We start from the raw sequence: 22,423 nt of genomic DNA, 5'->3' as shown, positions 1-22,423 counted from the left end.
GTTTTGTGTGGCTAGTCTCTACGAGAGGCCAGTGCTAATATGGTGACCCTTCTCGCTGCGATAGGCGTCCTCGTTGCGGTGTTCGTGGGGTTCAATATCGGTGGCTCCTCAACCGGTGTCGCGTTCGGCCCGTCCGTCGGGAGTCGCCTCGTGCGAAAGACAACCGCTGCGGCACTGTTCACTTCGTTCGCACTCGTGGGCGCGTGGACCGTCGGGCGGAACGTCATCGATACGATGAGCAGCAGCATCGTCCCCGCCACACAGTTCTCGCCAGTCGCCAGCGTCGGCGTCCTCTTCTTCACCGGTACGTCGTTGCTCGTCTCGAATCTCTACGGTGTTCCAGCCTCGACGTCGATGACTGCTGTCGGTGCTATCGTGGGATTGGGACTCGCGACCGGGACGCTCAACCAGGCACTGATGTTCACCATCGTCTCGGCCTGGATCGTTGCACCGCTAGTTGGGTTCGCGTGTGGGGCGTTCATCGGTCGCTACGTCTACCCGTATCTCGACCGTCGCATCGCGTTCACCCGGTTCGAAGCCCACCTGATTCGGTTGGACCGCTCCGGGACCGTCCCACGGCCACGGTTTAACGAAAACGCATCGGTACGCGACATCGTTGGCTCGGCCACCGTTGTGATCATCGCCTGTTACATGGCGTTCTCCGCCGGGGCATCGAACGCGGCCAACGCCGTCGCGCCGCTAGTGGGCGCAGAGGGACCGCTGACCGTCGACCAGGGTGTTCTTCTGGCCGTCTTCGCGTTCGGGCTGGGCGGGTTCACTATCGCCAGACGGACGCTCGATACCGTCGGGGACGACATCACCGAACTCCCGATCCTGGCGGCGCTCATCGTTTCCGTTGTCGGGGGGACCATCATCACGGTGCTGTCGGTACTGGGCATCCCAGCAAGTTTGGCCGTGAGTACCACTTGCTGTATCATCGGCCTCGGCTGGGGTCGTGCGAGTCGGGCGGCGACAGTAGTCGAACTTGCGACTCCTGCCCCCCAGCGCAAGCTCGACCTCGATGTCTCGACGGGTGCACTCGTCACCTCCAGGGCCGAAAACGTCCCCACGAGTCCGACCGTCGGCGACCTGGCACGGGGCGAATCACCTCCGGAGGAGTCGAGCGAAGAACTACCAGATATCCCAGACATCGGCGAAGTGGGTGCGGCAGATCTGGATCGGGAGAGCCTCTTCGACCCCAGAGCAGTCAAACGCATTGCAGCAATGTGGGTCCTCACTCCGACGCTCGCTGTGGTCGGATCGTACCTGCTGTTCCTGATCCTGTTGTGATTGAGGAAGACGCTCGATTTGCGCAAGAGTGGCCGTCTCTACGATTCAAGCCCGAACTACGAGGATGCCAAGACACGTCCGAATCTGGTGACGTCCTCACGCGCCCTCAAGCACGAGACGTCCGCCACAGGAAATGAGATGCGTGACTCTCCAAGGGTTTCAGCAGAGCTAGAACAGCAGAAAGCCGAGACCCAACACGCCGCCGCCGATAATGAGATACGCCGCGTCGACGCCGCGGACGAAGAGCAGAAACGCGGCGACGGCGAGTCCGGCGGCGAACACCGTCCCGACTGTCGAACCGAGGAGAATCGCCTCCGTCGACAGCGACACCGTCGCGCCGATAATCGCGCCGACAACGGCGGCGTTGACGCCGAGGAGTGCGGTTTTGACGACTTCGTTCTCGCGCACGCGAGCGACGTACGGGAAGAAAGCGACAACGAAGACGAACGACGGCGCGAACGCGCCGACCATCGCGACGAACGCGCCGACAACGGCCCATCCGACGCCCTCGGGGAGAAAGAGTGCGTAGCCGACGAACGCCGTCGTCATCACGACCGGTCCGGGCGTCAACTGCCCGATAGCAATCCCGTCGACGAACTCTCTGGCTGTGAGCCAGCCGAACTCGCCGACGACGTACGTCTCGATGAACGGGATGAGCACCAGCCCCCCGCCGTAGATGAACGACCCCGTGTACAACATGAACAGGAACAGTTTGACCCACGTGTTCGCCCAGAGCGCCGCGAATGCGCTGATGAGCGTCGCGGGAAGGGGTAGTTGTCGAAGACTTCCAACCAGTGCGTCGCGGAATCCGTAGAGAACGGCAGCGACGGTCGCGAGCGCTCCAACCGTGGCGACGCGGCCGAGGTTCGCGCGAACCCACTCGGTGCGATAGACGAGGACGGTGATACACCCTGCGACGACGAACTCAAGCACCGGGTTCGGCGCGACGAGCACCGTCGCCACGAGTGCGCCGACTAGGAGTACCGAGAGGAGATAGTCGACCCGCCACTTCTCGCCGCCGAGCGAAAACGAGAAATCGGCCCTCCCTTGTCTCAGTGCGCTTCGCGTCATCGAGTACGCGGAGCCCGCGATCAGACCGATTACCACCGGGTTGATGCCGCGGAACACCGCTTCGACGGAGGGCAGTTGTCCGTAGGCGAAGTAAACGTACGAGAACGCGACGACGATCAGAAATGTCGGTGCCATGAACGTCACACCGGCGACGAACGCGCCTGCGAGTCCGCCGCGAACCCAGCCCATGAAGATGCCCAGTTGCGTCGACGCGGGACCGGGCAGCGTGTTGCAGATGGCGAGTGCCTCCATGAACCGTGTCTCGTCGAGCCACTCACGGCTCCCCTCACCAACGAGTTCGTCCTCCATCATCGCGATGTGGACGAGCGGGCCGCCGAACCCGACGAGACCGATTTTGAGGAAGAACCGCGCGATCTCCATCAGTCGTCGCCGAGTGGGACGGCCGGCGTACCGGTCCGCCTCGGGGACTGTGTCTCCACCACCCATCACAAGGAGGTGCGTAAGAGGCGGTAAAAAGCGATATCGTCGGAGAGGACTGTAGTTGCTCGCCGTGCGAGAACGAGCGGAAGAATCACATACCCCCGTGGTAAACAGTAACCCGGTAGCGGTCGTGACAAGCGGCGGAAGAGTTATTCCTCCAATATACTGATATTGTATTATTGATTTTTGTGTGAGAAGTGTTTAAATAAATTCATTGTCTCGGGGGGCATCCCCTGTAGTATGAGCCAGAACGACTCTGCAATGGCGGACTACCTCGCGAACAACCCTCGAATGATCGGTGTCGTCTTCACGTTGATGCTGCTGCTCTCGCAGGCAGGAAACGCGGCGGCGGCGGCAGGTGGTTGGGTCTCTGGCCCTTAAATCTCGTAGCGTTCGATAGAATTACTCCATCGAAGTTGACCCTCGAACCGAACTGGTAAGTCTTCGAGACAGAAGAACTCGAATAGTTCCTCTGCTGAAACTACCTGTGTCTGTGGGTTACTCGACGGAAGAGAGTATTGCTGCTGATTGGAGATGTAGGGGATCATCAAACTCCCCATACCAAACTTATCTGTTGGATATCCATGAACAGCGATTTCGTAATCCTCTCCCTGACGCTTGACTTCGCAGAGGAACGGTGCTCCACTCTCTGGTTGAGCAATGGAGATACCGCCGTCGCCGACGACGACATACTGACTGCCGACGATGCTCTCGCCGCGGGCGATCTCGAGCGCCACCGACAGCGGGAACCCGCCGTTGAGTAGTCGGGCGAGCGTCGAACCGATGCGCACCGCGCCGCTGTTGATGACGTCCGACAGCGTGACGATGCCGCCGATGGCACCCGCGTCGATGAGCGAGAGTCCCTGTTCGTAGGAGGTGCAGCCGTTCAGCAGGAACGCGTCAACGCCCACGTCGTCGAGTTCGCGTGCGTCGAGGCGACCGTCGGCGCACTCGAATCCGCCGTCGTCGATGTGGCCAATGTAGTGGAGGAACTCCGTCTGCGTGTGGAGTACATCGGCTAACTCGTCGGTAGTGAGCGAGCGGTGGATCTGCACGTCGAACGGGAGTTCCTCGCGCGAACCGTACACGTGGTCGATATCGTCGCGTTCCTCGACCATCTGGGAGTCGTTACAGACGACGACGATGTCGATGTCGTCGTCGGCCGCGGTGCGCTCTAAGCGATTGCGGTACGCCTCGATGGTCGCTTTGTTCGCCCCGACAGGCGCTCCATCGCCGACCCACGCCTGTTCGACGGAGTTTGCGGACTCGGGTTCGACGAACTCCATCGACGACGACTGCGCAGCCGCCCCACGAGTGAAGTCGTCGCCGTCGCGGAGGAACTCCTCGACGGCATTGACCTGTATTTCCGGTGCGGTCGATGCTTCCTCCCTCGTGGGCGTGCGGATGATTGCGAGGTCGTCGACGAGAAACGGCAGTAGTTCCGCGCTCTGTGCTGTCGGTGCGACGTGGCTGACGAGTTTCCACTCCGGTTGGTGCGGTTCGAGTTCCGCGTACGGAATCGAGAGGTACGCTTCGAGACGCTCGGCGGACGGAAGCCCGTAGAGTCGCTTGAAGTCTATGTCGGTGGTCGCTTCGACCTCCCGGCGTTCGTGCAGTTCGACGGGGTACAGCCCTTCGGTCCGACAGAGGCAGTCGAGGAAGAAAACATGCCGCAGCACGCGTTCGAGTTCGCGTTCGACGCCGTCGCTTGTGTCGAGTCGGTGTTCGAAGCCTGCGTCGGTCACGAGTCGCGGTACCGGGCCGGGTTCGATGCGCGCGCCAAGATAGTACGCCAGCGGTGCGGCCGCATAGACGTACGAGAGTTCGTGTGGCAATTCGATGTGGACGCCCGTCTCAGGGGCGACGATGTCGTCGGGGGCCTCGAACGAGTCGCCTAACTCGACCGTCGGTGGATGTCCGCGAAGTGTTGGATACGCACGCTCGGGCGTCGTCGTCTTCAGCGCCGACCCGAACAGCGAGACAGCGCGCATCACGTCGTCGACGGAGTCGGTGACGGTGATAGTTCCCGCTGGATGTTCGTGGTGAGAGCGCGCACCCAGCGCCACGGTGGTCTCACCGCCGAAGTCGAGACGCTGGTTGGTCCGGTCGACGGTGAGTTCGCTCGTGACGCGCAGGTACATCTTGATGGGCGTACAGAGTTCGACGGCGTACTCACCGGCCGACAAGGAGAGCGACTCCGAGGGAGTGACGTGAGCCAGCATCGTCCCGTCGGTGTCACGTACGTAGATGGGAACGACCGTCGGCAGAGTCAGCGACGATGTCCGAAACGACACCACGGCGTCGACGGGGAAGCGGAACTCGTCGGTGGCGGCAGTCGAGAGCGAGACGTTTCCGGACGTCTCCAGCAGGTATCGGTGCCGCTCCACCGGGTCGACGACTTCGATTCCGTCACCGTCGTCGGCGCACCCGAACCGTATCGTCACGGAGACCACCTCCGGGTCGAGAACACGGTAGGGTGAGTAGTCATTACTCAGTGGATTCGGCTGAAACTATAACAATGTGTCGGCGTCAGCGAAGGACCGTCGACCGACTTTCAGGCAGAGCAAGAATGTCTTCTCGCAGAGCATGAAGACGCTCTATGCGGGAAAGAGGCCCATTTCGCCGGAGTATACGCGTTCTGGCACACCTACGCAACCATGGTGTCAATAGGTTAATCTTCTAGGATGGTTGTTATTACGCCCCGACGCATTTATCACGTGGCTAGATAGTTCGCAACCCTGCAAGCGTCGGGCGTAGCAGTTCGTCTCTCCGTCCTCATCGTCGCAGTCGCGAGTGGGCCGCTCGTTTCGGGCGTCTCCCTCACTCCCGAGACGGCCGACGCCGAAGATATCTACAGAACATACTTATAATATAAACTACTGGTACGCGTCATGGTGGACACCTATTACGAGCAGTTGGGGGTCGACCGAGACGCCTCGTACGCGGCGATCAAGGCGGGGTTTCGCGAGCAACTGCTCGAGACGCACCCCGACGTTCGAAGCGAATCGGACGCGCGGGAGTTGACGCGAGAGTTGGTCCACGCTCGGGGTGTGCTCAGGGATTTCCGGGACGAGTACGAAAAGACGCTCACCGAACTCGGACCCACCTACGGGCATCGGACGTTCGAGAAGTGGTGGGACTTCGGGGGCGGTATCTACGATGTGGACGCCTGGATCGAGAAACACCGACCCGACAACGTCGACGACCCGAGCAGCCTGTTCGTGGACGACCCGGAACCGGACGACGAGAAGGAGACCGCCCACCGCGGTCCGAAATACGAAACCGGAGGCGGTGCGCACCGAACGGACTGGAGCCGGTACGACCGACCGATGGAACGCGACGGGGAGTCGGACGACGAGGACGCGTACTGGGAGCGGTGGCGCGAGGACTTCCTCGACGAGAGCGACCCCGGAGCGCGAGGTCCATCGGAGACCGCTGGGGGCGTGGGCTCGTCCCGGGCGGCTCGCACGGCCCGATCAGCCCCTCAAGGCGGTGATGCAGCAGCCGAGTCGGATTCGCAGGCGACGGCTCGGACGTCGACTGCAGCCGGCAAGTTTTACGACCGCCTCGGCGTCGACCCGAAGGCGACGCAGACGGAGATTCACGACCGGTTCGCGGAGATCGACGACGCGTTCTCGTCGACCGACCGCGCGACCATCGAGGGCGAAACACAGTATCAGGGGTACGTAAAGGCCTTCGAGATTCTCGACAACCCCCGGCTTAGGGCGTGGTACGACACGCTCGGCCACGAGGAGTTCTCTGACGGGTGGGCCTCGCTTCGCGGCTGGCCTCCCGGTATCGACATGGTCGCGTACGCGTCCGAACGCGAATACGACGCCGACGCGATCGAAGCCGACGTCGAAACCGGTTCGACCTACCGCGTCGAACAGACACCCTCGAACGGGTTCCTTCGGCGCCGACTCAGCCTCGTCGTCGCCGCGCTCGTCGTTCTCGCCCTCGTGTGGGTGCTCTTCACCCCGTGAACCGACTCCGGAGGCGACTGAACAGCCCCTCTCGGGTCGGTTCGGGGACCCGCGTGTAGTAGAGCTCTTCGCCCATCTGTCGAAGGTTGAACGTCTGTTCACCGTAGTCGTATCTGATCTCTCGAATCGCGGCAACCGACGGCGTGACCTCGCGACAAATCGTACCGTCGTCCGCATTGATAGTGCAGGCGTCGAACTGCTTCCAGTCGGCCTCTTCGATTCCGTGGGGGAGCGACCCGAACTGCGTCTCCTCGGTTTTCACAGTGTACGCGTCGTGGACGAGCACGTACTGATGCGTCTCTCCGTCACCGTCGCAGGTCTCGCAGGTGAGGGTGCCGTCGCCCTCGCAGTTCTGACAGGGAACCTCAGTCGTCCCGTCGCAGTCCGGACACTCACGCGTGCCGGTCTCCTCGCACACCCGACACCAAACCTCGCCGTCGTCGCACTTCTCGCAGTCGACGCGCCCCATCGAACAGTCAGGGCACGCGCTCTGAATCGTCTGCTGGCCGGCGCCGTTGCAGGAGGTGCACGCCCGCGTGACCGAAACGGTGCTGCGGCCCCGGCAGTTGGGACAGCGAGCTGACTCCCCGTCGGCATCGGTCAGACTTCCACTGCCTTGACAGTTCGTGCAGGTTTCGCGGCTCGTGACCGACCCAGAGGAGTCACACGACGAACAGGGGACGGACCGAGAGAGATGTCCCTCCCCATCGCACGTCTCACATTCGAGGGTCACGTCGCCCTTGCAAACCGGACATGTGAGCGTGCCTGTCCCCTCGCAAGGACCACAGGGCACCGCCCCATCGTCGCATCGCTCGCACTCCGAATCGCCCGTCGCGTCGCAGCTCGAACAGTCGCTGACGGGCGACCCCTCGCAGGCCGTGCAGGTGCCGAAGGAGTGTTCCGTCGGCGTTTTGAACTCGCGATGTTCGAACGTCCCAGGGTGGCCGTCCGGGCGTTCGGTGAACTCCATCTGGACGAACGCCCCGTCCGACTGTTCGACCTCCTCGGAGTACTGGAGATGCTTCAGTCGGCGGTCGACCATCGAGAGCAGCACCGTGTCCGAGTGGAGGCGGACGTTCGTCACTTCGGTAAAGAAGTCCTCGGGGAGGGCGTCGCCCTCCATGTCCGCCAGCAGGTTGACCATATCCTCCGGCCGGTCGAGGTGGGCAGTGAGTTCCGCTCGCGTCCGCCCGGTGTATCCTTCGAGCAGTTCGTCGATATCCATGTTGGTTTGAATTTTCAATCAACCATAAATATCTGTTTGGGTACTGCTTTGATCGACTGGGAGCGGTGATTCCGCGAGTCTCGAAAGGACAGCGTTCGTCACCGATGATTCGGCGGTAGACGAATTACGTACGTCTCCGAATTCGACCATACGCCGGTCGGCGTCGTCAGCGGTTCTGACAGGGGTTCAGGGGATCGAGTTTACCGCGTCATCTCTTCGTAGTCGATGCCGTCGTGGCGTGTGATGATTCGGCGGCCGTCGACGACGATCGGCGAGCGCATCGCGTCGAATGCCTCATCGAGCGCCGCGAGTTCGTTCCAGTCGCTGGCCGAAGACGACCCACGCGAGTCCGAAGAACACCATCGGTCCCGCCCACGGGTCGGCCCCCTCTCCCATCACGTACGTCGTGAAGCCGTACGCGAGCGGGAGCCCGACCGGCAACGCGGCGACGAAGAGCCAGCTTTCGAGTCGCGGCTGGACGTCGGCACGGAGCCTCGCGACGCCGAACCCGAAGGCGCCGACGACCGTAACGAAGAATCCCAAGACAAACCCGAGGAAGGCGATGCCTGGACCGTAGATGGCTACCGGCAACGCGACCGCGGTCACGACGGTTCCGAGCGTGATCATCGCGAAGGTCAGTTGCGCAACTCTCCCGAACCAGTCGCGTTCGCGCAGGTAGAACGCCGGAAGTCCGGCCATAATCAGCAGGAACCCGATAGCGCCGAGTGGATCGGCGTAGACGAACTCCGCCTCGTTCAACACGGTGAACAGCGCGAGGCCGACCCCCGCGACGAGCACTCCGCCGAGAATCGCAGCGAGCGCGCTGAGCTGCCAGAATCGACCGTCCATCGATGTCGTCTTCTCGTACTGTCCGACTTCTTCCGTCTCGTATGTGACCATCGCTTCCACCGACTCGGGAGTGGTACGTGCGTACCGCGTTCGAATCAAGTAGATTACGCATTCTCAGAGCATAACGCGTGACCCTGACTTTCGAGGACCGGTTTGTGGTGAGTCAACCACCGAACGGAGACGGGGTATCTAAACTGCCTCCGGAGTTCTGCGCGGTTGAGATAATTGTCGTGGTCGGCTACAAGAAGGAGAAGGTCATGAGCTACTACGGCGACGAGGTGCAGGGCGTCCCCATTACTACGCACACCAGCGCGAGCAGAAGGGGCTGGCGCACGCGCTGTTGACCGTAGAAGAGTACATCGACGACGATTTCGTGTTGATGCTCGGCGACAACGTCTTCGAGGCGAATCTCAGCGACGTGCTCCGCCGACAGCGCGAGGAGCGCGCCGACGCCGCGTTCCTGGTTGAGGAGGTACCCGAGGAAGAGGCGGGTCGCTACGGCGTCTGTAACACGAACAAGTATAGCGAAATAATCGAGGTCATCGAGAAGCCCGACGAACCGCCGACGAATCTCGTGATGACCGGCTTCTACACGTTCTCGCCGGCGATCTTCCACGCGTGCCACCTCGTCCAGCCGTCGGACCGCGGCGAGTACGAGATAACCGACGCCATCAATCTCCTGCTACAGAGCGGGCGCACCATCGACGCGATTCGCCTCGACGGCTGGCGCATTGACGTCGGTTACCCCGAGGATAGGGACGAGGCCGAACGCCGGTTGCAGGACGAAGTCGTCGAGATGGCGTAGCTCGGAAATGGATACTCGCCGCTCTTCGGAGGATTTTAACCCTTCTTTCGCAGTGTAGCCAGCAATGACAGAGACGCGCGAGGCAACGGCCACCCTCCTCGCGGAGCGTCCAAACGCCGAGTCGGCGCTTCGCTCCATCCTCGCCGCCGACGAGAACGGCACGTGGACCTTCGACGACGTGGACGTCGACTCGGGACTGTTCGGCGAGATCGTGGCTGCGGATATCGTCGAGAAGCAAAATGAGGGTTACCGCGTCAGCGATCCCGCGGCGGTGCGGGCGGCGCTCGACGGCGAAGAGACGACAACGTCCGAGTCGATAACGGAATCAGGGACAGCGTCGTCGCTGACGATGCCTTCGCTATCGACTCCGAATATCGATCGAACCGCGGCGCTCGCACTTGTCGGGGCACTCGTCTTTCTCGCGCTCGTCCGACTCATCTCGATTTCGGCGGTGTTCCGCGAGGGCACTATCGTCCTCTCGGCAAACGACCCGTACTTCTACCGGTACATCGTCGAGACGGTGGCCGCGGAGACGAGCGGCCCCTTCGACTTCGGCGCGCTGGCGTCGCTGCCGCACCGCGTTACAGCAGGCGAACCTCTCCTAGTCGTGACGTTGTGGTTCTGGACGGAGCTACTCGGCGGCGACGCGGGCGCGTCGGGCGTCGTCCTCGCGCTCTACCCCGTCGTCGCTGCGGTGCTGACCGGCGCGCTGGTGTATCTGGCGACCCTTCGGCTGACCGACGATAGGCGAGTCGGACTCGCAACGGTGCTGGCGCTGGCGCTGATCCCCGTCCACGCCTACCGAACGAGTCTCGGGTTCGCCGACCACCACGCCTTCGACTACTTCTGGCTCGCACTGACCGCTGCGGCACTGGTGTCGCTCGCCGTACGGACGAGTCGCGCACGTGATTCGAGAGATGGCTTCGGTCTCGACCCGGGCACTGCACTTTGGGCAGCGGTCTTCGGCGTCGCAGTCGCCGGGCAGACGCTCGCGTGGGAGGCCGGACCGCTTTTGATTCTCCCACTGGGCCTCGTCGTTGTCGGCTGGGCAACCACGGCCGTTCGGGTGGGGAGGTCGCCGGTTCAGGAACTGGGCGGCGTGGTCGGCGGGCTTGCGCTCGCCGCTGTGCTGACCGCGGGTGCGCACTTCGCGCTCGGGTGGCATGGAACGACGGTAGCGTTCGCTCCGGCCGGGTTGTTCGTCGGCGCCGCGGCTGTGGTGGGCGTCACCGAGTTGGCGTCGCGGCAAGGGTGGTCGGTTCGAGCGCTTGCGGGCGGCGAAGTCGTCGCGGGCGTCGTCGTCTTCGGCGTATTGCCGTTCGTCGTCCCGCAGTTGGGGACCGAACTCCAGAGCGGGATTCAGTTCCTCCTCGAGACGGAGGGTATCGTCGAGACGCAGTCGCTCGTTAGCGCCGACCAGGGGTCGCTTGTCGGCCCGTTGCTTTCGTTCGGCCTTCTGGTTCTCCTGGGACTGCCATACGCCGGGTGGGCAGTGCTGCGGGCGGCTCGGGAGTACGAACCGGCGTGGCTCGCGATGGCGACATACGCGTGGTACTTCCTGGCGCTGTCGCTGATACAACTGCGATTCGCCGGTGAGCTGTCGGTGTTCGTCGCGATTTTTGCGGGGTTGGGCTTCGTCCACCTCGCGGCGAAGATCGACGCGGTTCGAATGCCGAAGCCGTTCGCTGAGTCGGAGTCGGGGCGGCGTGCTCGTGAGCCAGTGAACGAGGCAATCGGGCTGGAGCGCCCGGAGCGGCGCGAGGCGATGTCACTGATGGGACTGGGGCTGTTCGCCGGGAGCTTCAGTTTCGTCCAAATTCCAGTGAAGACTGGACAGTTGTTGGTTCCTGATGGAGTGTATGAGACGGCGATGTGGATGCGTGAGTACTCTGAGGAGCAGGGTTGGGAGTATCCCCAGAATTACGTGTTTAGCGAGTGGAGCTGGAACCGGGCCTATAATTATCTGGTGAACGGGGAGTCGGAGTCGTATGGATTTGCACAGCGAAACTACCGAAATTTCCAACTTTCAAGCAAACCAGTAGAGTCGTACGAAAAGCTACGTGACAGAGTAGGCTTCGTCGTCCTGACCGAAACGGAATCATCGTCTAAATCACTGCAGGCGCGACTGTATACTCACTTCGGAAGCGAGACCGACGCCACTGAAGCCCTGAGCCATTACAGAGCCGTCTATGCTCGAGACGGACACAGGGTATTCACACTGGTCCCCGGAGCAACACTCGTCGGGGTTCAAGGGAATACAGAGAAAGTGACTGTCGAGACTGACGTTCGTATCGATGGCACTGAGTTCACATATCGAAAAACGGTTGAGTCCAACCCGTACGGTGTGTATGGCGCGACAGTGCCCTACGAAGGAACGTATCGCCTTCCGGAGGGGACTGTCGAAGTCCCATCGAACGCAGTGACAGATGGAGCTGAACTCATGGGACACGACAGAGACGGTATTCTCCACTTTCCGTTCGACCTCGGCGAGGGTAACGTTGCGTACAGCCGAGTCAGTACGACGACGGGACGCATCGTCGGTGCTCGGTGGAGTGACGACGGCGTGAAAGGTGGTGCGTTGCGGTTTGACTCATCAAAGCCCTCCTACGTAGAGGTGGAGATGGACATTCCCCAGCAGTTCACCTTCAGCTTCTGGGTCAACCCGACGGAACTCGATATCAACCAGGAAAATAATTACCGAGAGCTTCTCACAACGCCGAATGGACTTCCTATTGCACTTGAAGAGAACGGCCGAATCACCTTTCGTATTCCTGGCGTGACTGATGAATTCTTCCCAGCAGGTAGTGTGCCGATTAACAAATGGACACACATAGCCCTAACGTACGACGGGCAGACGAGGCGGATTTTCATTGACGGAACGCAGCAGGCAGAGGACGGTGTTGGCGGTGGCTCGGTGGCGTTCGGCAGTCCGCTTCGGTTCGGCAGTCCGTTTTCTGAGGAGAGCAAACGAGGGTTCGATGGATATCTCGATGAAGTACGTATATTCAACCGGGCGCTTTCTCCCCAAGTCATCCAGCAGTTAGCATCACAATGATCGGACGAACGTCGTCGGCTCTAATCCTGGGTAGTCTAAGCTGGATACTAACATCAAGCTCGGCAACGCCGGATCGTCAAAGCCGACATGGCGGACTAGCCCATATGAGAATGTATAGGCCTACACGGATTCAGACCGCAAATAATGGCTAATCGGTCGACTGAGGGTCTTTCAGCGCACGTCTTTCGATACGGACTAGCCAGCGCACTCCCCGCTGTCCTAGCTCTCGTCCTCCTCTCGCTCTTTACGCAGGCGTTCACCCCGAGTGCGTTCGGCCGGTACTCACTGGCACTGTCTGCAGTCACGATCGCCAGTACCGTTCTGACTGGCTGGCTCGACCAATCCGTCCTCCGGTTTGAACCCGAACAGTCCCGCTCGGTGGTTGGTGTCGTCTCCGTCGTCGTCATTGGTCTCAGCGCGGCCGTCGTCTTGCTCACCACCCTCGCATACCCAATCGTCGAACCCGTGCTCGGAGCGTACGCCGACTACTACTTCGCAGGCGTCGCCCTGCTCGCGGCGACAAGTCTCTACAACGTCTACCGTGCCGTCCATCAGTCGAAACTCGATTCGAAAATCGTTTTGCGCATAGGGGTTGCTCGCGCGATAGTGAACGCGGTCGCAGCACTCGCACTCTCGTTCCTGCTCCTGCACTCCATCGTCGGATGGCTCTGGGGAACCGCGCTTGGCACAGCAATCGCCGCTACAGTCCTGCTGTGGCAGGCCGACGCTCTATCCACACTTCGCGGCCGGTTCGACCTGGCATTGGCTCGGCGAATGGCCGTGTTCGGGTTCCCGCTCATTGGGTGGGCACTCGCGCACAACCTCCTCAACTTCTCCGACCGATTCATCCTCGAACTCCTCCGGGGGAGTGCGTCGGTCGGCGTGTACTCCTCGAACTACACGCTCGCCGCAAGAGCCGCCGGACTCGCGTTCGGCCCGATGATTCAAGCGATTCACCCACTCGTCATGAACGCGTGGGACGGCGGGACTGAGGAGCAACTCGCGGCGGACGTCTTTCGCTACACTCGCTACCTCGCGCTCGTCGGTGTTCCCATCGTCGCATTCTCACTGGTCCTTAGTCGCCCCCTCACGGATTTCATACTCGACTCGCAGTACGCCGCGGGGTATCTCGTTGTCCCACTGGTTACGGCCGGTCTCTTCTTATGGAACCTCGCGAACGTCGGTCACAAGCCACTCGAAGTCGGGGAGCGGTCGCGGACGATGCTCGTAGGAGTGTGTCTTGCCCTAGCCGTGAACATCGTGTTGAACTTTCCGCTCATTCAACTCTATGGCTACCTCGGTGCCGCCCTTGCGTCGCTCGTCGGGTTCGCCCTCTACCCCGTCTTTGTGTATATCGTCTCGCGGCGTTTCGTTGCGTGGCGGTTCCCATGGCGTCACTGCGCGTTGGCAGTGATGTGTTCATTGGTGATACTCGCCGTCTACGCTCTCGTGCACTCCCTCGGATTCAGTGGGCTAGTCGTGGACCTACTCCTCGTCCTCCCGACGACGGCCATCTACGCCGCGCTCCTCGTCGCAACCGGCGTCGTCTCTCAGTCGGAACTCGCTCATGCTCGAACCCTGCTGGAATGATATGGCCGAACCCTGTCAAGCTCCACCCCCTCGGCGCGTTAATCCACAGACAATTTCACGCGGACAGTACGGCGCGCCAACTCCGCTGAAACCGCTCCATGTCGAACGTCTCGGCGGCCAGCTGATGCGCGTTGGTTCTAAGTCGCTTTGCGAGCGCCTCGTCGTCCCGGAGTCGGTCCATCGCCTCAACTACCTCCTCCGCAGTCTCGCAGACCAGTGCAGTCACCCCGTTTTCGAATACGGACTCTGGGTGTTGGAGCGTCACTATCGGCGTACCGCTCCCGATAGCCTCTAACGTCGCCAAGTTGAACGAATTCTCCGGCGGCTGCAGGAGGTTCACGTAACAATTCGCGTTCCGGTACTGCCGTTTCAATTCCCCCCACGACACCCGGCCAGGCTCCGTGACCAGCTGCGGGTTCGCGCCACAGACTCGGACATCCCGTCGCCCAATGACCTGCTGGAGGATGTCAAACTCGAAGTGCCCGCGGTGGAGTTCATTCCCGACCACGAGCGCGTAGTCCTCTCCATCTGTCTGTCCCCCTTCGTACAGTTCAGGGAGCACGGCTGGATATATCGTGTGCCCACCTATTCGCCAAGAGTCGGCGACGTAGTCGCTAATGTAAACGTACTCGATGTCCAGAGTTCGACCTACCGCCCAGAGAACCGGGATGACCGCCTGCTTTGCGGCTCTATACCCGGCTCTAGCGAGAGGGGACCTGAGATGGCCGACGCGGTCTGAGCGTCCGTGCATGATTTGTACGAGCTTGTCGGGCCAGCCGATTCGCCGTCCCATCTGCGCGAAACGGGCGAGGTCTGGCGTGATGAGGTGCGAAAGCCAGACGTCCGCGTAGCCGGCGTACTCGTCTGCCTCACAGGAGTCTATAAACCGTACGTTGTCCGGGTGGGAACGCGTGTCCACACCCCACTCCCCGACGACGACAAATTCCGCGTCGACATGGGAGAGAAGGTAGAGGTACGCGGGGTGCTGGTTATATGTAAACACCGTAGGCATACCGTGCTGAAAACCCCTCCACTCGAATAAATCCGGTGTCTCGTGCACACCGTGACAGTAAACTAACCCCGAGACGAAGTCGGGCCATGGCCTCGATCGGTGTTCTCCACCCTGATCTTTCCACCTTCGGCGGCGGCGAGGTCGTCTGTACGCACGTTCTCAAATCGCTTGAGGAGGACCATGACGTGGAACTCGTCACCGCCACCCCCGATGTCGAACTCACATCGCTCGCCGCTTTCGCGGGTGTTGAACCACCCCGCGTCTCGGTGAGGCCGGTCAATTCAGTCATCTCGCACATCCACCGACTACGCCGTGATCGCTTCGCGCTCGCGGAGATTGCCGTGTTCAACCGTGCGATCCGTCCGCTGTGCGACAACTACGACCTGGTCGTCAGCACGATAAACGAGCTAGCCCTCCCCGGTGACTCCGTGCAGTACATACACGTTCCACAGTTCGACCGGGCGAGTGTCCCCGGCGAGACCGACGTCAATACGCCCGCGTACCGCACGTACAACCGCGTCTGCCGCGCTATCGCGGGGTGGGACGAACGAGAGGTCACGGACAGCACGCTACTCGCGAACTCTGACTGGACTGCGGACGTGACGCGCGATATCTACGGAGTTCGACCACGGACGGTCTACCCGCCAGTGGACGTCGAGGCGTTCTCGCCGATTCCGTGGGAGGACCGTGAGAACGGGTTCGTCTCCGTCGGCCGACTCGAACAACGGAAGAACGTCCTCGAACTCGTTCGTATCGTTGACGCCGTACGCGACCGTGGGTTCGACATCCACATGCACGTTGTCGGCCGGCACGGCGACGACGACTACTGGCGGTGTGTCTCGTGCGCGATTGACGAACGGCCCTACGTCTCCTACGAGGGTGCGCTAGAACGCGAACAACTCCTGGAGTTGCTCGCTACCCACCGGTTCGGTCTCCACGGCCGCCGCTACGAACACTTCGGGATGGCGGTCGCCGAGATGGTCACTGCCGGTATGATCCCTTTCGTCCCCGACTCCGGCGGACAGGTCGAAATCGTCGGCAGACGGGACGCCGTCACCTTCTCCACTCCTCACGAGGCTGCTGAGAAGATCGGACGCGTCCTGTCAGGCAACCAAGACCCCAAGGCGCTCCGCGAGTCATTCCTAAATCCGGTCTCTAACTTCTCCGTAGACCGGTTCCAAAAGAGAATTTCTGCTGAAGTTCACCGACTACTTGAGTCTACCGACTAAATTATCTTGAGAATATGCCTCTTGGTGTAGGTAGATGTATTCCCCCACAGATTGCGCCAGCAATTCCAGCTACGGCCCAGATCGGGACGAATGCTGTAGGATAGTACAACTGGAGAATATCCAGCGATCCGAACGCGAAAGTTCCGAGTAAACCACATGCAAGCCCGCTTAGAAGAACGTTCTGTTCCCTGACTCCGTAGTATAGGCCCCCGAGAACCACCGATGCTCCTGCCAAAGTATACAGGAAGAATCCCGGAAGCCCGGTCTCGGCGAGGAGGGTAATGTAGATGCTGTGTATTGAGTAGGGGAACTCCCCACCCGGGGGATAGGGAGCGTCGTAACCCATCGCTACCAACTGATAGTTGGCCGCTCCGACACCGAACAGCGGGTGATTGATGAACATTTGAATTCCAATGATATACTGCTGGAGACGAACGCCGAGATTTGAGAGGTCGAAGAACGGAATACTGATGTTCACCGGATCGGGGTTTCCCGTCGGGGATGTCGGCGTAGTTGTTGGATTCTCCGGGGCTGTAGGGCCCGTTGACGGGTTTGACGTTTCTTGATTGACGAGTACCCCTTGTCCGGAAGTGGTTGACCGAATGAACGCAGGCAATATCGGTATTACCGCCGCTACGACTATTCGATTATCTACTCTCATTGCGAGAAGAGCTACGATAAACACTCCGAGCGCTATAATCAGCCCTCCCCGTGCAGCGTCCGACATTGTCACTCTGACTCCCACTGCTGCGATGACCGCTGCACTGCCCAAGGCGATACTAGACCATCTCTGTTGCCGCTTCAAAATCGCGAAGGCTATTATCACCGGTAAGAGAAGGACCAGATAATTCGCAAGTTCAAATGACATTGACATGAACCCGCTGATATACGTTCCAATCGGGACTTTGTAAAGGAATAATGATATATATACTCCGCTTGAATTTGCTCCTTCTCCGAGCGTAGTTAAACCAAAATTTGCCGTGTGAATCAATTGGAGAGCTGCAATGAGTCCTTGGCCGGCGCCGGCGAAGAGGAACAACGAGACAGCCTCGGTGCACGAGACGATTCGACGCTGAATCGCACGTCGGAAAATGGCATACGAGATAACTCCCAAGAATGAGTACGCAGCGAACCAGAACCCTGCCGCCTTTGCGGGGCCGATACCGAAGACGACAGAAATCGCAGCCCAAACTGAATACGCTGTAAGGAGGAGTTCAACGTGGTCCCACTCCCGCCAATCATAGAGCAAGTACGCTATACCCGGTATCGCAATGATTTCGATGAGGAAGATTGACCCGACAGACGGTCCAGCAAATGCTGCAGTTTCTTCCAGAACTGGGATATCTGCGGAGATCGTTGCTGCTGTAGCGAAGGCAGCAAGAAACCCAATTCGATACTCCTCTGTATATACGATATATCCTCCGTACGTAACTAACGTCAGCGCGAGACTTATCAGTCCTGGCAGTGGAACTAGTATCTCTTGGAGAATAATTCCGAGAAAAAGTGTTACTGGGAGAAGCAAGGTAGAAGAGACAATCCCATGCCGGTAGGCCGGTCGCATTAGTGTCTGTGTGAAACTTCCTCTGCAAAAGTCGTTTGATTCACGCTTGGGAAAGTCGAAGTGACTATGAGTGAGACAGGATATAGAGCCTCACAGTGACTGTCGGTATCGACGCCCGATCGCTCGCTGGCAATATCTCAGGTGTTGGTAATTACCTCCAGGGGGTTCTTTCATCAGATTCCTTTGACTTAGAAACTACAGGTTACTGTACATCCATCGATGAACTCCCGCTTGTCAATGACGCTATTCGACCTTTTTCGATTCCTCCTTCCGAAGTGATCTCCCGCGCCCTTGGTCCCGCCGCGCCGGCGTGGTGGGTGAACGTGACCCTCCCACGAGTCCTCCGCGTAGACGACATCGACTGTTTCCTCGGCCCAAACTTCCTCAAACCTATCTACTGCCCCGTGCCGAGCGTCATCGTCGTCCATGATCTCGTTCACCGCGTCCACCCCGCGGTTCACACCGCTGCGTACCGCGCGTACCTCCGAACGTTCCTCCCGCTTTCGATCCGCACCGCCGACCACATCGTCACCGTTTCCGAGAGCACGAGACGCGACCTCCAGCGGTTCTACGATGTCCCCAACTCGAGGGTATCTGTCGCGCCGCCCGCTGCAGACGACCGTTTCCACCCGCGCACCCTCTCCGACGACGAACGCTACAGGCTACGTGAGGAGTACAACCTCCCCAACGAGTTCGTATTGTTCGTCGGGAACGTCGAGCCCCGGAAGAATGTCTCGACGCTGGTCCGTGCACTTGCACGGCTTCCTGAGTCCGACCGGCTCCCCGTAGTCGTCGTCGGCCAGGACCATGTCCCGGACCCAGAGTTCAAGGATGTCCTTAACGCCGCGTGGTCGGAGGGACTTGTCTATCGCCCTGGATACGTCCCCGACGACGACCTCCCGCTACTGTACAACCTCGCGTCTGTTTTCGTCTACCCTTCCCTATACGAGGGGTTCGGAATTCCGCCACTGGAGGCGATGCAATCGGGTACGCCCGTCGTCACGTCCGACCGCTCCTCGCTACCTGACGTCGTCGGTGACGCCGGCGTCACGGTCGACCCCACCGACCCCGACGCGCTCGCCGACGCCATCACACGACTGCTGACGGATTCGGACCTCGCGCAGACGTACCGGGAACGCGGACTTGCGCGAGCAGAACAGTTCTCATGGAAAAGTACGGCGCTCACCATCAGTGACGCGCTCAACAAGGTTCGACGCGACTGATGGCCCGCATACTCGTTCTCTGTTCTCGTCTCCCATACCCGCTGACCGGTGGGGCGAAACTCCGGATGTTCTACACTGCCTGCGAACTTGCGCGGGAGCACGACGTCGAACTGCTGGTCGTCGACGAAGCCCCGGTCGACGACACGGCGGTCGCTAAACTCGAATCGGTGTTTGCGGACGTCCACGTGTTCTCCTACCCGTCGTACCGGTTTTACCTAAACACGATTCCCGGTCTGTTTTCGCGGCATCCACTCCAGGCGCACTACTTCCACTTCGGAGCGGTGGACGCGTGGCTGGACGAGCACGAACACCGGTTCGACCTGTTGTACTGCAACCACGTCCGCACCACGGAATACGTCCAGGACCGTTCGACGCCGAAGGTGGTCGATCTTGTGGATGCCATCTCTCGAAACTACCGGGAGGCGAGCCAAGACTCGACCGGGCTCTGGCGGTTCATCTATCCGTTGGAGTGGCGGCGACTACGGCGGTACGAACGTCGGGTTGTGGAAACGTTCGACCGCTCGTTCATCATTACGAATGCCGACCGCTCGTTCATCGCCGAGGGCGCGTCGTACCCGTCGCTCTCCGTACTCCCGAACGGCGTAAAACCCGAACTTCTCGAACGCAAACCCACCGCCCTCCGCGCAGTGGAGTCGGGGCCAACGCTCGTCTTCCTCGGAAAGATGGATTACTTCCCAAACGAGGATGCGGCCATATACTTCGCCAGCGAGGTTTTTCCGCTGGTCCGCGAGACGTATCCGGCTGCCGAGTTCCTCGTAGTTGGTTCTAGCCCGAGTGACAAAGTGACCGTTCTTGATGACATTCCCGGCGTCACCGTCACAGGATTCGTTGAAAATCCTCGAGAGTATCTTAATCTGGCAGACGTAGTCGTTGCGCCAATGCGCCACGGTGCAGGATTACAGAACAAGGTCCTTGAAGCGATGGCACTCAGCCGCCCCATTGTGGTCACTTCCCTCGCTAGGGAAGGAATCAAGGCGGACAACGGACGACACCTTGTTGTCGCTGACAATCCGCAATCATTCGCCGCAGAAACTACTGGCCTACTATCGGATGTCGAACGTCGCCGACGGATTGGTTATGCGGCACGCGATATCGTCAGGTCCCATTACACATGGGAACGTGTCGGGAAACGTCTCCGTGAGGCCGTGAGGGAAATCCTCGAACTCTCCCGCGAGTGATCACGCAAGCCCGGTTGTCGTTCCGTACTCTGTTACGTTCGGCGCTCGACCGTATACTTCTGTAAGTATGCAAGGCGAGTGAGTATAGGTATGAATGCGTATGAATCACGTCGTAGGATAAGCGTCACAGAAAGACAACGCGACGCCCGCGAGATGTCATTACCGAAGAGCGACGCCGTGACGGGTAACAGCAGTGTATCCGTCACATTCTTCTCTATGCGGGGCGATTCACGCCATCTCTGACCGTTAAAAAATCATATCGTGCCCCATAGCTGATTAACGACTTATCGTGTGGACGGAGTACGGACCGCCACCTCTCACATCAAGATCGACTTACTGCGCGACTCGAATGATTCGCATTGATTATTTCCTAATTATGAGCTAAGACAGCACCGATTGAACGATACCGTCATCTGAAATGCTCAGACACGTCTTCACACACCTTCCATACCTGTCGCACTACTATCTTCAGATCAAACCAAAATGACTGCCGCCGGATGTAATCTAGATCGTACCGCAGTTTTGCGTCCGGATCTGTGCTCTTTGCGTTATTAATTTGCGCCAACCCCGTCAGTCCAGGCTTCACGAACCACCGTTTGCGCCACATGTGGATTTCACGCTCCAGAAGCGCTTCTTCGTTGGTCCACACGGCTCGCGGACCTACGGTGCTCATCTTTCCATTCAAGATTGACCACAATTGCGGCAATTCATCTAGATGTGTCCGCCGTAGTACATGACCTATACGCGTAATTCGGTCGTTCTCGTTGTCCTCAACTGGCGTCGCCGACTCACCCTCAGGAATCATCGATCGGAACTTATACACCTTGAACGTCTCCCCTAACCCCGCTGTGCGCTCTTGACTATACAATACGGGGCCAGAGCTATCTAACTTAATCGCCACTGCTATGAAGAGCATCAGCGGTGCGAATACGAGAATCCCCACTGCAGCAAACACCACGTCGAACGCGCGCTTCAGCATGTAATCCTGTACGTCCCACGGCTCGATGTCGACGTCTACCACCGTCCCCACGCTCGATTCGGCGGTCAACACCGAGTCCGAGTAGTCGCGGTGGACTTTCACCTCGACACCGTGTTCGTGACAGGCGTCGATCGCGCCGAAGAATTCTGCGCGGTCGGGGCGCATGAACGCCAGCACCACCGTGTCGACGTGCTGTTCGATGAGCACGTCGTCCAACCGCGAGAACCCGCCGAGGTGGGAGAGCTCCGGGAGCATGTCGCCGCCGTCAGCCCTCGCGTCAGCGGTCCCCGTATCCCCGTCGACGACCGTCTGCTGTCGGGTGCGCGGCAGTGCGCTCGTCGGACAGACGTAGCCGAGCACCGGTAGCGACACCTCCTGTGCGATGCGGTCGATGAGCGTGGGGTCGTCGCCGACGATGATTGTCCGCCCGGACTCTGCGGGGGGTTGACGCCGAATCCAGACGAACCACGTTGGCATTGCGATCAAAAGCACTGCGACGACCATCACGAGCGTCGCCCGCGGGAGTCTGTGCGACCACTCGAAATAGCCAAACGTCGCGAGCGCGAGTCCCGCGATGAGGACGTGTTTTTGTGTCAGAGAAACGACATCCAGAATCCGTCGCGGACGCGGTTTGTACAGCGGTACCAGACTCACGAGCACCGCGAGAACCGCCGTCCAGACGGCGCGATCGAGCGAGACGCCTTCGAGTACGTGCGCGTCGAGGCGATTGAACAGCGGAACGTACGTCGTGAACAGCCACTGTACGAGGCCGTGGTTGGCAAAGTAGACCGCGAGGGCCGTGAGGCTGGCGGCGCCGACGACGCTAACGACGCGGTACCGCCATCCGGATAACATCGTTAAGGCGGTGAAATTGATACATAATAAACACTGCGAAGAACCTCTAGAAATCA

General features: G+C 60.1%; 15 protein-coding genes and 1 pseudogene. 9 read left to right on the top strand and 7 right to left on the bottom strand.

From position 1 onward, the window contains the following. Nucleotides 1-39 precede the first annotated feature (39 nt). Nucleotides 40-1,290 (top strand): inorganic phosphate transporter, encoded by a 1,251-nt coding sequence (locus LAQ58_RS00595; RefSeq protein ID WP_224448688.1) that lies wholly within the window; start codon nt 40-42, stop codon nt 1,288-1,290. 168 nt (nt 1,291-1,458) lie between these two features. On the opposite strand, the gene chrA is transcribed toward LAQ58_RS00595, so the two are convergent. Continuing rightward, nucleotides 1,459-2,808 carry a chromate efflux transporter gene (gene chrA, locus LAQ58_RS00590; RefSeq protein WP_224448687.1) on the bottom strand — a complete coding sequence of 450 codons (1,350 nt, stop codon included), beginning with the start codon at nt 2,806-2,808 and terminating at the stop codon, nt 1,459-1,461. A gap of 234 nt (nt 2,809-3,042) precedes the next feature. Here chrA and LAQ58_RS00585 point away from each other — a divergent pair, with 234 nt between their 5' ends. Beyond that, nucleotides 3,043-3,183 (top strand): DUF7503 family protein, encoded by a 141-nt coding sequence (locus LAQ58_RS00585; protein WP_224448686.1) that lies wholly within the window; start codon nt 3,043-3,045, stop codon nt 3,181-3,183. On the opposite strand, the gene LAQ58_RS00580 is transcribed toward LAQ58_RS00585, so the two are convergent. Continuing rightward, a complete protein-coding gene (locus LAQ58_RS00580; RefSeq protein ID WP_224448685.1) occupies nt 3,180-5,246 on the bottom strand; it encodes a hypothetical protein in 2,067 nt (688 codons plus the stop codon). The two genes, LAQ58_RS00585 and LAQ58_RS00580, sit on opposite strands and share 4 nt — an antisense overlap. A 447-nt stretch (nt 5,247-5,693) precedes the next feature. Between LAQ58_RS00580 and LAQ58_RS00575 the strand changes: the two genes are divergently transcribed. Continuing rightward, entirely contained in the window at nt 5,694-6,785 is a 1,092-nt protein-coding gene (locus LAQ58_RS00575) for a DnaJ domain-containing protein (RefSeq protein WP_224448684.1), read from the top strand. On the opposite strand, the gene LAQ58_RS00570 is transcribed toward LAQ58_RS00575, so the two are convergent. Continuing rightward, on the bottom strand, nt 6,775-8,010 hold the full coding sequence (locus LAQ58_RS00570) for a DnaJ-like cysteine-rich domain-containing protein (RefSeq protein WP_224448683.1): 1,236 nt from the start codon (nt 8,008-8,010) through the stop codon (nt 6,775-6,777). The genes LAQ58_RS00575 and LAQ58_RS00570 overlap by 11 nt on opposite strands. A 294-nt stretch (nt 8,011-8,304) precedes the next feature. After that, complete coding sequence (locus LAQ58_RS00565) at nt 8,305-8,910, bottom strand: hypothetical protein (RefSeq protein ID WP_224448682.1); 606 nt, start codon at nt 8,908-8,910, stop codon at nt 8,305-8,307. Nucleotides 8,911-9,017: 107 nt separating this feature from the next. Between LAQ58_RS00565 and LAQ58_RS00560 the strand changes: the two are divergent. The 3 genes and pseudogenes from LAQ58_RS00560 to LAQ58_RS00550 all read left to right on the top strand — a co-directional run bounded on the left by LAQ58_RS00560 (nt 9,018) and on the right by LAQ58_RS00550 (nt 14,309). Continuing rightward, nucleotides 9,018-9,664 (top strand): annotated as a pseudogene (locus tag LAQ58_RS00560) (sugar phosphate nucleotidyltransferase). Between the two features lie 64 nt (nt 9,665-9,728). Continuing rightward, on the top strand, nt 9,729-12,719 hold the full coding sequence (locus LAQ58_RS00555; RefSeq protein ID WP_224448681.1) for a LamG-like jellyroll fold domain-containing protein: 2,991 nt from the start codon (nt 9,729-9,731) through the stop codon (nt 12,717-12,719). Between the two features lie 144 nt (nt 12,720-12,863). Next, nucleotides 12,864-14,309 (top strand): oligosaccharide flippase family protein, encoded by a 1,446-nt coding sequence (locus LAQ58_RS00550; protein ID WP_224448680.1) that lies wholly within the window; start codon nt 12,864-12,866, stop codon nt 14,307-14,309. A gap of 55 nt (nt 14,310-14,364) precedes the next feature. On the opposite strand, the gene LAQ58_RS00545 is transcribed toward LAQ58_RS00550, so the two are convergent. Further along, nucleotides 14,365-15,321, bottom strand: a complete 957-nt coding sequence (locus tag LAQ58_RS00545) for a glycosyltransferase (RefSeq protein ID WP_224448679.1) — start codon at nt 15,319-15,321, stop codon at nt 14,365-14,367. Nucleotides 15,322-15,407: 86 nt separating this feature from the next. Between LAQ58_RS00545 and LAQ58_RS00540 the strand changes: the two genes are divergently transcribed. Beyond that, a complete protein-coding gene (locus tag LAQ58_RS00540) occupies nt 15,408-16,550 on the top strand; it encodes a glycosyltransferase family 4 protein (RefSeq protein ID WP_224448678.1) in 1,143 nt (380 codons plus the stop codon). A 1-nt stretch (nt 16,551) separates the two neighbouring features. On the opposite strand, the gene LAQ58_RS00535 is transcribed toward LAQ58_RS00540, so the two are convergent. Beyond that, on the bottom strand, nt 16,552-18,111 hold the full coding sequence (locus LAQ58_RS00535; RefSeq protein WP_224448677.1) for an O-antigen ligase family protein: 1,560 nt from the start codon (nt 18,109-18,111) through the stop codon (nt 16,552-16,554). A gap of 95 nt (nt 18,112-18,206) precedes the next feature. Here LAQ58_RS00535 and LAQ58_RS00530 point away from each other — a divergent pair, with 95 nt between their 5' ends. Further along, the gene (locus LAQ58_RS00530) at nt 18,207-19,334 is read left to right on the top strand and encodes a glycosyltransferase family 4 protein (RefSeq protein ID WP_224448676.1); all 1,128 of its coding nucleotides are present in this window, start codon (nt 18,207-18,209) and stop codon (nt 19,332-19,334) included. Further along, nucleotides 19,334-20,533 (top strand): glycosyltransferase, encoded by a 1,200-nt coding sequence (locus LAQ58_RS00525; RefSeq protein WP_224448675.1) that lies wholly within the window; start codon nt 19,334-19,336, stop codon nt 20,531-20,533. Before LAQ58_RS00530 ends, LAQ58_RS00525 begins: the two co-directional genes overlap by 1 nt. Nucleotides 20,534-20,942: 409 nt before the next feature. Here the strand turns inward: LAQ58_RS00525 and LAQ58_RS00520 are convergent, their stop codons facing one another. After that, nucleotides 20,943-22,367 (bottom strand): sugar transferase, encoded by a 1,425-nt coding sequence (locus tag LAQ58_RS00520; protein ID WP_224448674.1) that lies wholly within the window; start codon nt 22,365-22,367, stop codon nt 20,943-20,945. Between the last annotated feature and the right edge of the window lie 56 nt (nt 22,368-22,423).

It is taken from the genome of Haloprofundus salilacus, assembly GCF_020150815.1.
Classification (GTDB): Archaea; Halobacteriota; Halobacteria; order Halobacteriales; family Haloferacaceae; genus Haloprofundus; species Haloprofundus salilacus.
This window is presented reverse-complemented; position numbering and strand designations above follow the sequence as displayed.

Bases quoted from the DNA above. Each gene is read 5' to 3' on its own strand.
- LAQ58_RS00585 (WP_224448686.1), top strand. From the start codon at position 3,043: ATGAGCCAGAACGACTCTGCAATGGCGGACTACCTCGCGAACAACCCT.
- chrA (WP_224448687.1), bottom strand. From the start codon at position 2,808: ATGGGTGGTGGAGACACAGTCCCCGAGGCGGACCGGTACGCCGGCCGT.
- LAQ58_RS00595 (WP_224448688.1), top strand. From the start codon at position 40: ATGGTGACCCTTCTCGCTGCGATAGGCGTCCTCGTTGCGGTGTTCGTG.
- LAQ58_RS00520 (WP_224448674.1), bottom strand. From the start codon at position 22,367: ATGTTATCCGGATGGCGGTACCGCGTCGTTAGCGTCGTCGGCGCCGCC.
- LAQ58_RS00575 (WP_224448684.1), top strand. From the start codon at position 5,694: ATGGTGGACACCTATTACGAGCAGTTGGGGGTCGACCGAGACGCCTCG.
- LAQ58_RS00545 (WP_224448679.1), bottom strand. From the start codon at position 15,321: ATGCCTACGGTGTTTACATATAACCAGCACCCCGCGTACCTCTACCTT.
- LAQ58_RS00535 (WP_224448677.1), bottom strand. From the start codon at position 18,111: ATGCGACCGGCCTACCGGCATGGGATTGTCTCTTCTACCTTGCTTCTC.
- LAQ58_RS00550 (WP_224448680.1), top strand. From the start codon at position 12,864: ATGGCTAATCGGTCGACTGAGGGTCTTTCAGCGCACGTCTTTCGATAC.
- LAQ58_RS00570 (WP_224448683.1), bottom strand. From the start codon at position 8,010: ATGGATATCGACGAACTGCTCGAAGGATACACCGGGCGGACGCGAGCG.
- LAQ58_RS00525 (WP_224448675.1), top strand. From the start codon at position 19,334: ATGGCCCGCATACTCGTTCTCTGTTCTCGTCTCCCATACCCGCTGACC.
- LAQ58_RS00555 (WP_224448681.1), top strand. From the start codon at position 9,729: ATGACAGAGACGCGCGAGGCAACGGCCACCCTCCTCGCGGAGCGTCCA.
- LAQ58_RS00540 (WP_224448678.1), top strand. From the start codon at position 15,408: ATGGCCTCGATCGGTGTTCTCCACCCTGATCTTTCCACCTTCGGCGGC.
- LAQ58_RS00565 (WP_224448682.1), bottom strand. From the start codon at position 8,910: ATGGTCACATACGAGACGGAAGAAGTCGGACAGTACGAGAAGACGACA.